General features: G+C 31.1%; 6 protein-coding genes. 4 read left to right on the top strand and 2 right to left on the bottom strand.

Annotation, left to right across the window (positions count from 1 at the left end; genetic code table 11):
• Position 1 precedes the first annotated feature (1 nt).
• A complete protein-coding gene (locus CXF54_RS02385; protein ID WP_101202307.1) occupies positions 2-4,267 on the bottom strand; it encodes a PAS domain S-box protein in 4,266 nt (1,421 codons plus the stop codon).
• Between the two features lie 484 nt (positions 4,268-4,751).
• On the opposite strand from CXF54_RS02385, the gene CXF54_RS02380 reads away from it, so the two are divergent.
• The 4 genes from CXF54_RS02380 (at position 4,752) to CXF54_RS02365 (ending at position 13,074) form a co-directional block, all read left to right on the top strand.
• On the top strand, positions 4,752-6,440 hold the full coding sequence (locus CXF54_RS02380) for a tetratricopeptide repeat protein (RefSeq protein WP_101202306.1): 1,689 nt from the start codon (positions 4,752-4,754) through the stop codon (positions 6,438-6,440).
• The gene (locus tag CXF54_RS02375; protein WP_101202305.1) at positions 6,440-7,159 is read left to right on the top strand and encodes a LytR/AlgR family response regulator transcription factor; all 720 of its coding nucleotides are present in this window, start codon (positions 6,440-6,442) and stop codon (positions 7,157-7,159) included. Before CXF54_RS02380 ends, CXF54_RS02375 begins: the two co-directional genes overlap by 1 nt.
• A 104-nt stretch (positions 7,160-7,263) precedes the next feature.
• The gene (locus CXF54_RS02370) at positions 7,264-7,668 is read left to right on the top strand and encodes a hypothetical protein (RefSeq protein ID WP_101202304.1); all 405 of its coding nucleotides are present in this window, start codon (positions 7,264-7,266) and stop codon (positions 7,666-7,668) included.
• A gap of 6 nt (positions 7,669-7,674) precedes the next feature.
• Positions 7,675-13,074 carry a T9SS type B sorting domain-containing protein gene (locus tag CXF54_RS02365; protein WP_101202303.1) on the top strand — a complete coding sequence of 1,800 codons (5,400 nt, stop codon included), beginning with the start codon at positions 7,675-7,677 and terminating at the stop codon, positions 13,072-13,074.
• Positions 13,075-13,137: 63 nt separating this feature from the next.
• Here CXF54_RS02365 and mnmE read toward each other — a convergent pair whose 3' ends face one another.
• Positions 13,138-14,529 carry a tRNA uridine-5-carboxymethylaminomethyl(34) synthesis GTPase MnmE gene (mnmE, locus tag CXF54_RS02360; RefSeq protein WP_101202302.1) on the bottom strand — a complete coding sequence of 464 codons (1,392 nt, stop codon included), beginning with the start codon at positions 14,527-14,529 and terminating at the stop codon, positions 13,138-13,140.
• Positions 14,530-14,573: the final 44 nt, after the last annotated feature.

The following is a 14,573-nucleotide window of genomic DNA, read 5'->3' as shown; positions in this document are numbered from 1 at the left end:
ATTATTTATTATTAGAATATGATAATGGTAATTTAAATGTGAAATTACTTCCTTTTCCTATTTCACTTTGCACCTCAATAGTTCCTCCAAGCTTATTAATTAAACTTTTACATATAGAAAGCCCTAGCCCTGTACCCTCGTGTTGTTTGTTTTTATCTGCTTTTATTTGAACAAAAGGTCTAAACAGTTTACTAAGATCTTTATTATCTATACCAATACCTTGATCTATAATTTGTGTAACTAATAGTTTATCTTTCACTTCTACCTTTATTACAATTGTGCCTTGACTTGAAAATTTAATAGCATTTGAAATCAAATTTAAAAGTATTTGTTCTACACGCCCTTCATCACTAACCAAAGTAATATCCATCTCGCTAATTTCTGTTCTAATATTGAGTCCTTTACTAGATATTTGAGGCGCTAAAAATGCTATTATTTTGTCTAAAGAAGCTAGATAATAAAAAGGACTAAACGACACTTTTAATTTACCAGCTTCAATTTTAGAAATATCTAAAATATCATTAATCAAACTTAATAGATGCTCACCACTATTTTTAACCATTTTAATTTGCTTTTTCTGCTCATTATTTAATGGTCCGGCAATCTCTTTTAATAATAAACCCGTAAAACCAATTATGGAGTTCATAGGTGTTCTTAACTCATGTGACATGGTTGCTAAAAAGGCCGATTTCATTAAATCTGCAGATTGAGCTTTGACTTTTTCTTTTTCTAATTCCTCAGTTCTTAACGCTACTAATTGTTCTAAATTATTCCTGTATTTTTCTAATTCAAATTCTGCCTTTTTTCGTTCAGAAATATCCACCAATGTCCCGATGTAACCGTATAATTTATTATTAACATCATATAGTCCAGTTGTTTTAGCAGTAAGCCATAATGTTTCTCCTTTTTTATTTAATAACTTAAAATCTGAAATTAAATCTTTTCCTTGACTAATTGCTAGCTTCCATTCTTCAACCACCCTATTTTGATCATCTGGGTGTAATGCATTTACCCAACCCGAACCTAAAGACTCATTAAAAGTTAATCCAGAATATTTTATCCATTCTTCATTAACATAATTACATAGCCCTTTTTTATCCGATTGATAAATTGCGACAGGCGCATTAGATGATAACCGTTTAAATAATTGCTCGCTATTTATTAATTTTTCTTCAGCGTCTTTACGCTCTGTCACGTCCTGTATCAAAGATAAAACAGTATCTACTTTTCCATCTGAAGATTGTAAAACAGAATTATACCATTGACAATAAATAACCTTTCCTTGTTTAGTGTTATTACGGTTAATTATTGTGTTACTTTTTACTTTACCCCTTCTTAACTCGTTAGAAATACTATCCGTTTTAGGTATATCTTCTTCATAAACCAAATTTAAATCAATCAATTGTTTTCCTAAAGCTTCAGATGCTTTCCAACCAAAGATGTTTTCGGCTTGTGCAGACCAACTAGATATTATAAAATCTTTATCCCATTCTACTATCGCCAATGGAGAATTATTTAAGTGTGTTGTCAAGCGTTGGTGCGCCATCCTAATTTCTTCGTCCGCTTTTTTAATTTCAGTAAGATCTCTTATTACCCCAATTATAAATTTATCACCATTACTATCAATAAATCGGGTTTTTTTACTAGAAAGAATTTTAACATTATTATTTAAACTAATAGTTTCTTCTGATATGCTCTCCACTCCAGTTAATAACACCTCTCTATCACTCTTCAAAGTCTTTTCTTCTACTTCTGAAGAAAAATTATCCGTCATTTTCTTCCCAATAATGTCTACCCTAGGAAGATTAAAATTTAAACAAAAGGCATCGTTTACAAGTATAAATTGACTTTTATCATCCTTTACAAACACAGGATCCCCGATAGTATTAATAATATTATTTAAATATTTTTGGCTACTAATAATTTGCTCTTCAGCTTCTTTACGTTCTGTAATATCCACTAGCATCCCAACATAACCATACAATTGATTATTTGTATCATACAAACCTGTAGTTTTTGCAGATAGATATGTTGACTTTCCTTTTTTATCAAGAAACCTATAATCTAATATAAACTCCTTTTTTGAGGCTATCGATTTTTCCCATTCTACCATTACGTAATCTCTATCGTCTGGATGTATTGCATTACACCATCCCGAATCTAGAGCTTCATTAAACGTTAACCCTGAATATTTCATCCATTCTTGATTAACATAATTGCAAGCACCATCTTGATCTGTTTGAAAAATAGCTACCGGAGCATTAGACGATAAACGTCTAAATAATTGTTCGCTTTTTATTAGTTTTTGTTCAGCTTCCTTTCTATCAGTAGTATCTAAAGCCATACCAATGTAACCATACAACTTATTTTGAGCATCATAAATCCCAACTGTTTTAACAGACACCCATGTGACCTTCTTGTTTTTGTGTAGAAACCTAAATTCAGTTTCAATCTCATTATCATCTGACAACATATATTTTTGCCATTCTACAAGAATCCTATCTTTATCATCGGGATGTACAGTATCTGCCCAACCATACCCCATAGCCTCTTCATAAGATAGTCCTGCATATTCTGACCATCTTTTGTTTACATAATTACAAGCACCCTCTGTATCCGTTTGAAATATTCCTGCAGGTGCCTTAGATGTTAAGCGTTTAAATAATTGCTCACTTTTAATTAATTTTTTCTCAGCTTCTTGGTTTTCAGATATATCTTTGGCTACAATACCCAAAGACAATGGTATATTAGTCTTTTCATCTTTAATTATAAACCCAGACATTTCTATTGGAAATAATTGTCCTGTTTTTAAATTTTTAAAGGTTGCTTTCCCATTCCATTCGCTTTTCCTATTAATTACTGTAGAATGCTCGTTTAACACTTTTTTACGTTTGTCGTCTGGAAAAACATGTGATATATTAAGAGGTAATTCGTCCTCTTGTTGCAACCCAATCATTTTTTTACCTTGTGTGTTTAGGTAAATAGGTTTACCCTCTAAAGTTGCCAATCCAATAAAGTCATTACTAGTCTCAATCAGAGACAAAAGCATTTGATTATTAGCATCTACCTTTTTTTGTTCTGAAAGATCTCTTATTGTACCAATTATAAATTTATTGCCTTCCTTATCTATAAATCTAGTTTTTTTTGTAGAAATTATTCGTTTTTCTTTTCCTTCTAGCGTAAAACTTTCTTCAGATAAATCCTCAACACCTGTTTCTAATACTTTTTTATCAACTTCTATAAATTTTTCCCAATCAGCCGATGATAATTCTTCCGGTATTGATCGATCTAAAAATTGACTTCTAGAAAGATTAAACATTTTACAAAATGCATTATTAACGATAATCATCTGGCTCTTGTCGTTTTTTACAAAAACAGGATCCCCAATATTGTTAATTATGTTTTCTAAATTTTGTTCACTTTTATCTAATAATGCTTCTGCATTTTTTAAAGCAGTGATATCATTAAAATAAACTAATATTCCGTCTGGTGATGGGTATATTTTATTTTCAAACCATTGGTCATATGGCGCATAATAGTCGTTAAAATAAACCGTTTCTTGAGTTTCAAAAGCCTTATAATAAGCCTTGTAAAAAGATTGTCCAACACCTTCAGGAAACTCAGTCCAAATATGTTTTCCTATTAAAGATTCTGGTTTCCTCCCTAAAAGGTCTGCTGCTTTTTTATTAATATAAGTATAACACCAATTAGAATCTAGCGATACAAACCCATCTGAAATATTATTTAAAGTATCATTTAACTTCCTGATAGTCCTTTTTTCGACTAACAAATCCAGATACCTTTTTCTGTAATTTAAAACAGAAAAAATTTCGTTATTGTTATTAGTTGTATTCTTAATTTTTTGAGCAATCTCCTCCTCTGCATCTTGAATAAACCCGATATAAGCGATTACTTTTTCATGAGCATCTAGTATACTAGCAAAAAAAACAGAAACGGGAAATCTAACCCCATTTTTATGCATATAAACTACCTGAAATTCTCGCTTTATATAACCACTAGATTGTTTTTCAAATAACGCTTTATAATCCTTTCTATATTCTGGAGGCCAAAATGGAAATGGTAAATCAGCGTTAAGCAATTCAGTTTTATCAAAACCTGTAATTTGACTTAGAGCAGTATTTACAAGAAGTATTTTTCCCTCAGTATTTGTTATTAGTAAACCATCCTGTAAGGACTCTATATAACTATCCGAAAAGCCATATAATTCTTGTAATTCTTTAATTAATATTTTTTCCAACTTACCCATAAAAATATATAGTTACTGCCCCTACATTGTCTTATAATATTTTTAATTATATCCAACAATTGTATATTTTATAAAAAAACAAACGGTTTGATTGGAAAAAGATAATTCAATAAAATCAAAAAAGCGAATTAAATCTAAACATTACGATTAAAAACAACTTAGCCATAAACGTTAGAGCATATAGCCCTCCATTAACCTAAAAGAAAGCTGTTTCCTACAATAATAAATTAGTGAAAATTGAGCAAAAAAAACAAAAAATAAATAATACAAAAAGGCATTTACCTAATTTTTGATAAAACACAAAAATATTTGTATTTGATTTAAGCTTGTTATGAAAATAGTTTAGATCACAGCTTAACAATATACTGTTTTTACTTATTTGTAGCGCCTTTAGTTTTTAGATAAAAGAAGAACACTCTGACAGACTTATTGTATAAAGATTATATTCGTAAATAATAAACGTGACACTAGCTTATTATAATAAATGAAACAAACCAACCTTATATTACTAATTGCAACATTTTTGATTTTTATTAATTGCGAAAAAAAACCGTCGCAAAGCCATAAAACGGATGAAGCATTTGTACTATTTATAAATGCCGAAACCTACGCTAAATCTGTAAAAAGAATAGATAGTATTGCTAAAAATGACATTCTATCAAATCACAACACAGGACTTTTATACTACGAAAAAGGAAAAGCACTTGGTCATTTAGAAAAAGATATTGAAGCAATTGCAAGCTTTAAAAAAGCGTTAGTTTCATTTATTAAAGAAGACAATAAAATTTTTATCGCAAAAACCAATATGCTTATTGGAGATTCTGAAGCTTTTCTTTCTAGAAACGATAATGCCCTAATTCATATTGAAAAAGCATTAAACATTTTTAGGACTATTAGTGACAAAACAGGAGAAGCAAAAGCACTTAATTCCTTAGGGCATATTGCTTTTCAGAATAACAATTTAAAGCAATCTATAACCTATGTAAAACAAGCTGCAACTATCCAATTACAAACCAATAACAAGGAAGAGTTATCTGCATCTTATAACAATATTGGTTTTATATTAGAACAATCAGACAGTTTAAAAATGGCTAAAGAGTACTACCAAAAAGCCATTGATATAAACAAAGACGTTAATCGTTTAAACTCAAGTCCACTGCGTAATTTAGGTTATGTGTTTTTTATGGAAAAACAGTACAAACAATGCGATTCTTTATATTTAAAAGCTTTAAAAATTGAAGAAGAAGCAGGAAGATTATCACTTCAAAAAGAAATATATGGTGTTTTATTAGAAAGCGCAATTAAAAATGAAAATTTTAAAAATTCGACAAAATATATTACAAAAAAAGACTCCGTTAATGACTTATTAACCAAAGCTGAAAATGTTGAAAAAATAAAACTAATAAAAGACCAATATAATCTTATTACTAAAGAAAAAGAGCTGAGTCAAGAGAAAAATAGTAATACTAAAAACAAAGTCATCTTTGCTATTTTACTGGGTTTATTATTGTTTTTAGTACTGTATATATTTCAAAAAAACAAAAACAGTAAATTAAAATTAAAACAAGAAAAACTCCTCTTAGAACAAAAGGTACTACAAACACAAATGAACCCGCATTTTATTTTTAATGCGTTAACTGCTATTCAAAAAACCATTTTTGATAACGACCCTATAAAATCGGCATCTTACCTGTCTAAATTTGCTAAATTAATTAGACAAAATTTTGAGTTTGTTAGCAAGAAGGAGATTCATTTATCAGAAGATTTAGATGCCCTAAAAAACTATATAGAAACACAACAATTAAGGTTTGAAAACAAATTTGATTACAACATAACTATTGATAATAATATTGATGCTTCTTATATTAAAATACCACCAATGTTATTACAACCATTTATTGAAAACGCAATAGAACACGGTTTAAAACCGAAATCTGAGAAAGGGCTTTTAGAGATAAAAATCACAAAAGAAAACGACTTATTGTGCTTTAAAATTAAAGATAATGGTGTTGGATTAAGCAAATCGCTTAAAGCAACAGATAGAGAGCACGCTATAGACATCTTTAAAAAACGCTTACATTTAAGGAAATTAGACGAAAGCAAATTATTTTCCATCCATTCAAATAAAAACAGTCCAGGTACAACAGTCACGTTTTATTTAAATTTAATTTAATGTTTAAAGTAGCTATAATAGACGACGAAAAAAATGTGAGAATAGTAATTAAAAAATTACTAAACATCTTGTATTCTAATTGCGAGATTGTCGCAGAAATAGCATCTATAAAAGAGGCCAAACGCCTACTTCCACAAGTAAATCCCGATATTGTACTTCTGGATATTGAGTTGGAAGATGGTAATGCCTTTTCCTTACTAAAACAGTTACCTCAATTAGATTTTAAACTTATTTTTATTACCGCTTTTAATGCATATGCTATAAAGGCTTTTAAATTTAATGCATTAGATTATTTATTAAAACCTATTGATCCTTCAGAGCTACAACATGCGATTGACAAAGCACAAAAACACGTGTCAAATGCTAAAGAACTAAAGCTATTAATAGACAATATTGAAGAAGACAAAACGTCTCAAATTGTAATTAAAACCACCAATAAAATTCATTTTATCAACCTAATTGATATTTTGTATTGTCAAGCCGAAGGTGCCTACGCAAACATTATAACAAAAAAAGAATCTATTTTGGCGTCCAAAAATTTAAAGCATTTTGAAGACCTACTTTCAAGCCATGGTTTTATAAGACCTCATCAGTCCTATTTAGTTAACCAATTAGAAATAGATTTTATAAAAAATAACGCCTTAGTTTTAAAAAACAAAGTTGAAATCCCAATTTCAGTAAGGAAAAAAGCTGAAATTATTTTGTTGTTAGACTCCTAATTACAACGAATACAAAATTATTAGAGACGCTTATAAATTAACCTTTTGTTATTACTACTTACAATAGTATTTTTAATTAAAGTCGATTTATAACACGCTGAATAATGAATTTAATCTACTCTAAAAAAGAAAACCCAAAGCTCTATTTTACTATAGCTTTACTCCTTTTAGGTGTTTTCTTTACAGCTGCTTATGCTATAAACCAATACTTATGGCTTGTATTAGTGCCTATAACTTTTCTATTTACAAAAGGGCTTTATCTATTAAAACAAGTAGAAACACCTGTTTTAAAACTAGACAATGAGGGATTAACTTTATTAAAAGAAAACCAATCAAACACCTTATATATCTACCAAAATATAGTTGAAATTAAGATGAATTCTAACTGGTCTAATGGATTTATCAGAACAAAAAATAGTTCTAAAAAAATTCCTTTAGATTCAATAGGCCTACCTATCACACAACAGAAAGAAATAGTCCAATTAATAAACAAGAAACTGGTTAAATAAGTTACAATGTATTCAACAAAAAAAATCAAACTTTATCTAACAATAGGTGCTTTGTTTATAAGTACAGTTTTATTTGCGCAAGTAACACCTGTAGAAAAAACAGCATTACAAGCCGTTTATAACGCACTAGATGGGCCAAACTGGAATAGTCAAAATGATGCAGATACTTCCGACGATTGGGATTTTACACAACCTGTAACTAGTGCGTGGTATGGAATTACCGTTATTGGAACAAATATAGTAGAACTTCAACTTAGTCATTTTAACGACCAAAACAATTTATCAGGAGTAATACCTCCAGAAATTGGTGATTTTCCAGCTTTAACTAATCTAGAAATTGAATATGCAGATTTAACAGGAACAACAATTCCATTAGAAATAGGAAATTTAACAGCACTTGAAGTTTTAGAGTTAGGCTACAACAGACTAGATGGACCATTACCTTCAACATTAGGAAACCTAACTAGTTTAAAACAATTAATTATTGATCACAATTCAGCTTTAACAGGTGCTATTCCAATAGAAATTGGTAACCTGTTGGATTTAGAAAGATTAAGTTTTAGTGATAATAATTTGTCTGGAGATATTCCATCAGAAATAACACAACTTACAAAATTAATATCCTTAGGATTAGATAGAAATCAATTTACAGGTGCAATTCCTGTAGATATAGGAAACTTAGTAGAGTTAGAATATCTAACATTATGGGATAACCCAACACTTTCTGGTCCTTTACCAACAAGTATTGGCAACCTTGTTAGCCTAATTAGTTTAGATATTAGTGACACTGCTGTTAATGGAAGTATACCAAACACAGTTTCTGGTATGATAGCCTTACAAAGGTTTCAAATGAGTAACTGTCAATTGTCTGGTAATATTCCTGGAGAGTTTGGAGATTTACCATTTTTAAGTTGGCTAAGACTATATAATAATCAATTATCAGGAAACATCCCCATAGGTTTAGGTAACTCAAACTCAATAAATAGGATAAACTTATTACAAAATCAATTATCTGGAAATATTCCAGCTGAGTTAGGAAATATACAAAGTTTAGAAGTCCTAAATTTAAGCGCTAATCAATTAACAGGTAACATTCCTGCTGAAATTGGAAATATTTCATCACTAGTAAGTTTAAATTTATATGATAATCAATTAACAGATTTACCTTGGCAATTATCAAATTTAAATAATTTAAGATTTGCAAATCTTGGTAACAACCAAATAAATGGTAGTATACCAATTGAATTTGGAAATTTTACTTCTCTTCAAAAATTAGAGATAAACAACAATCTGCTAACAGGTAATATCCCTTCAGAATTAGGAAATATTACAACCTTAAGAGAGCTGCGTTTAGAAAACAACCAGCTAAATGGTGCCATTCCTGCTTCTTTAGCAAGCCTTACTAATTTAGAAAGACTACGTATCAGTAACAATCAATTATCCGGAAGCATTCCTGACTTTACAACATTAAATTTATCAAGTTTATATATTAATAATAATCAATTTCAATTTGGAGATTTTGAAAATGAGTTTAACTCGTATGACACTAATATTACTTTTTTTGATGATAATCCTCAAGCCAAAGTAGACAACCTAGAAACTAGAACCCTAAATACAGGTGACAATACCACAATAACAACGACCTGTAGTGGAACACAAAACAATTACAAATGGTTTAAAAGCGGGACTACAGAAATTTTTGGTGAGACAAATGCAACTTTAATATTAAACAATCTACAAACTACAGATGCAGGAATTTACCATTGTGAAGTTACTAGTAATATAGTTACTGATTTAACCATTTTAAGAAATGAAGTTACTATTAATGTTACAAATCCGCCTTGTACACTAACACAATCTGAAATAGATGCACTATTGGCCTTATACAGCAGTACAAATGGCGCAAACTGGACTAGCGAAACGGATGGAGATACTACAAACGATTGGAATATTGCAAACCCAATAGAAGACTGGTTTGGGTTAACTATAGATTGTGCTAACAATACAGTTACTGAAATAAATCTAACACAATCCATAACAAATGGAAATAATCTAACTGGAGTAATTCCTCCTGAGATTCAAGATTTTATAAATTTAACACTATTGAATTTAGGAAATAACAACATTTCTGGCACTATAATTCCTGAAATATATTCTTTAACAAATTTAGTCACTTTAGATTTAGAAGAAAACTTACTGTCTGGTACTATTTCTCCTCTAATTGCAAACCTGACTTTTTTAACCTATTTAGATTTAGAAGATAATGCAATAAGTGGCACTTTAATTCCTGAAATATATACACTAAATAGTTTATCAGTATTAAACTTAAGAGAAAATCAATTATCTGGTACTATTTCTCCTCAAATTCAAAATTTAACTAACTTAACTAATTTAAATTTATTTTCTAATCAACTTTCAGGAACAATTATTCCTGAAATTGGAAATCTTACTAATTTGGTTAGATTATACTTAGGTAGTAACCAACTAACTGGTACTATTCCTCAAGAATTAGGAAATCTAACAAACCTAAATTTATTATGGCTTAATAGTAATCAATTAACAGGAAGTGTACCAAATTCATTTCAAAATCTAACGTCACTAGCCCACTTCTATCTATTTAATAATAATCTTAGTGGAGCAATCCCAGACTTAACTGCGTCACCTTTAAATTGGGTAGCAATACAGGGTAACGCATTTCAATTTGGAGACTTCGAAAATGAGTTTGCTGTTTATGATGCTATTTCAGTTGGTTTCTACGATTCGCCTCAAGCTAAAGTTGATGCAATTGAAACTCGAAACTTAAACCTAGGAAACAACACTACAATGGTTACCAATTGCAGTGGATCACAAAACAACTACCAATGGTATAAAAATAATACACCTTTAAATGATACTGGTACTTTTTCTGGAACACAAACAGCAACACTAACCTTAACTAATGTTCAGTTTACTGATGCTGGAACGTATCACTGTGAAGTTACCAGCGATATTGTTACAGATTTAACTATAGAACGTAATGATATAACATTAAATGTAACGACTGCTTCTTATTCTATAAACTACATGTCTACTGTAAATGGTGCCATTGTAGGAGATGGCACAACAAACACCAATTATTTTGGGCCAAATGATTATGCTGATTATGGAAATTGTGCTTCCGGAAATTGGAGATGGATACAAGCTTTATGCTCAGAATGTTCAATTAATAATAAAGATATTTCTGTAAAACAGAACAATCATAATGGCTCTACTTGGTATGCTGGAGGTGGTGCTTCAAGATACATGGTAATAGACCTATCTATGTCAAGAACTTTTAATGAATTAAGAGTTTTTCAAATGTTTAGTGACGGAAAGGTTACTAGTTTAAGAATGTATTCTCATTTAGACACTGCAACCGTACCATTTTATTCTGATGCTGGTTGGACACCTATTTTTACAGAAACTAACATAGGTGCTGGAGTAATTACTGGAGACACTGTTAGTATGCCTACTATAATAAATTTCCCATACACAACTTCAAGGTTTTTATTAATTGAAGCAAAAAATGATGGATCATTAGGTAATGCGCCATTTACCGAAATAAGAGAATTAAAACTTTTTGATACTAATAGCGTAACACCTGCACCTATAGATGCAATAGAAACACCAGCTTTTACTCAAGTTGATGCAATATGTGAAGGCGAAGCTTTAAGCGCTTTACCGACAACCTCTAATAACGGAATTACAGGTACTTGGTCTCCAGCTTTAAATACAACTGCAACAACAGAATATACTTTTACACCAGACTTAGGACAGTGTGCAACAACAAACACAATGACTATTACTATAAATCCTGCTCCAACCGAACCAACAGGATTAGCATGTTGGGAAACTAACACTTGGGATACAACATCTTGCGCTTGGATTACTTCAGGAACACAACCAAATGAACCAACTGGTTTAGCATGCTGGGAAACTAATACTTGGGACGCAACTTCTTGTGCTTGGATAACTTCAGGAACGCAACCAACCGAACCAACAGGATTAGCATGTTGGGAAACTAATACTTGGGACACAACTTCTTGTACTTGGATTACTTCGGGAACACAACCAACAGAACCAACAGGATTAGCATGCTGGGAAACTAATACTTGGGACGCAACTTCTTGTGCTTGGATAACTTCAGGAACGCAACCAATTGAACCAACTGGATTAGCATGTTGGGAAACTAATACTTGGGATACAACTTCTTGTACTTGGATAACTTCTGGAACACAACCAACAGAACCAACAGGATTAGCATGTTGGGAAAGTAACACTTGGGACGCAACATCTTGTGCTTGGGTAACTTCTGGAACACAACCAACAGAACCAAATGGTTTAGCATGTTGGGAAAGTAGCACTTGGAACGCAACATCTTGTACTTGGATTACTTCTGGAACACAACCAACAGAACCAAATGGTTTAGAATGCTGGGAAAGTAACACTTGGGATGCAACTTCTTGTACTTGGATAACTTCTGGAACACAACCAACAGAACCAAATGGTTTAGAATGCTGGGAAAGTAACACTTGGGACGCAACATCTTGTGCTTGGATAACCTCAGGAACACAACCAATTGAACCAACAGGATTAGAGTGTTGGGAAAATAATACTTGGGATGCAACTTCTTGTACTTGGGTAACTTCTGGAACACAACCAACAGAACCAAATGGTTTAGCATGTTGGGAAAGTAGCACTTGGAACGCAACATCTTGTACTTGGATTACTTCAGGAACACAACCAACTGAACCAACTGGTTTAGAATGCTGGGAAAGTAACACTTGGGACGCAACATCATGTGCTTGGATTACTTCTGGAACACAACCAACAGAACCATCAGGAATAGCGTGTTGGGAAATAACTACATTTAATTATTCAACATGTGATTGGGAAATAACAGGGACACAACCAGATTTTAATTTAACTGAATCAAATTTAGAAATTGATATTCAAAATTTAACGATTGAAATGGATGATACAATTATTGAATACAACTACTCAATTGATGGCATTAATTACCAAACAGATAATACGTATTCTAATTTAGAAGCTGGTAACTATACTCTTTATGTATCAGATGAAAACAATTGTGTAGAAAAAACGATCGCTTTTGAAATAATCATCACTCGTTTTAAAGCTCCTAAATATTTTACACCAAACAATGATGGCTATAATGATTACTGGCAAGTTCTTGATGTTGACAAAACAATAAAACAAATTCAAATATTTGATAGATATGGAAAATTAATTAAACAAATAAATCCTAATTCTGTAGGTTGGGATGGTACTTTTAACGACAAACCTTTACCAACAAATGATTATTGGTACCTGATAGATTTACATACAGGAAATACAATACGTGGCCATTTTACATTAAAACGTTAATTAAAGAGGTGACGTTATACAATTATAACGTCATAAAAAAAGAACTTATAAATAAAAAGAGTATTATTTACCAATACAGAAATTAGCAAAAATATTACCTAGTAAATCATCACTAGTAATTTCGCCTGTAATTTCTCCAAAATGGTATAATGCTTGTCTAATATCAATTGCTAACAAATCTCCTGACAAACCAGATTCTAAACCATATTTTACTTTCTGAATTTCTTCAAAAGCTTTTAATAACGAATCATAATGTCTTGTATTAGTCACAATTGTTTCGTTATTACGAAGTGCTCCTGTATTTACAAAACCGATCAACTTGTCTTTTAACTCCTCTACTCCTAGTCCTGATTTAGCTGATAATAAATGAACCCCATCAAAATCAAGGTTCAACCTATCTAACTCTTCTACATTTAAAGTATCTATTTTATTAGCAATAATTAAAAGCGGTTTTAATGGAAACCTATTTTTAATTTTTTCAATTTCTATTTTTAATCGTTTGCTTTCTGTTTTAAATTCTTCAGCAGAAAAAAGAAGCACAACAACTTGAGCTTGCTCCATTTTTTCAAAAGTTTTCTTGATACCGATACTTTCTACAACGTCTTTAGTTTCTCTAATTCCAGCAGTGTCAATAAATCTAAACCCTATACCTTCTATCACTAACTCGTCTTCAATAGTATCTCTAGTCGTACCTGCAATATCACTTACAATTGCTCTTTCTTCATTTAAAAGGGCATTTAAAAGTGTAGACTTTCCAACATTTGGTTCTCCAACAATAGCGACAGGTATTCCGTTTTTTATAACATTACCTACTGCAAAACTATCTATTAAGCGTTTTAATACAAAGGTTATTTTTTCGACTAAAGCTTGAAATTGAGAGCGATCTGCAAACTCTACATCCTCTTCTGCAAAATCTAACTCCAACTCGATTAAAGACGCAAAATTCATTAGCTCCTCTCTAAGTTTTGCTATTTCGCTAGAAAAACCACCACGCATTTGTTGCATTGCAATTTGATGCGATGCTTCATTATCACTCGAAATTAAATCTGCGACAGCTTCAGCTTGACTTAAATCTAATTTACCATTTAAAAACGAACGCAATGTAAACTCACCTGCATTAGCCATTCTACAACCACTTCTTAAAAACAATTGTATAATTTCTTGCTGTATATAAATAGATCCATGACAAGACACCTCTACAACATCCTCTCCAGTATAAGAGTTAGGGTTTTTAAATACAGAAACTAATACTTGGTCAATAGTACGCTTATCATCCACAATATGACCTAAATGTATGGTATGTGTTTTCTGGTTTAAAAGTGTTTTTTGCTTCTTAACAGACTCAAAACAGCGGTCCGCAATTGCGATGGAATCCTTACCTGATAATCTTATAATAGCTACTGCTCCTGCTCCCGAAGCAGTTGCTAATGCTACAATTGTGTCGTTATAAATCATATTGCAAAAATAGACATAAAAAATTCAATTTTTATATTTTATAT

Origin of the sequence: Olleya sp. 1-3 (assembly GCF_002836085.1) — a bacterium.
GTDB classification, from domain to species: domain Bacteria; phylum Bacteroidota; class Bacteroidia; order Flavobacteriales; family Flavobacteriaceae; genus Olleya; species Olleya namhaensis.
The sequence above is the reverse complement of the archived record's forward strand: the minus strand, read 5'-3'. Positions and strand labels throughout refer to the sequence as shown.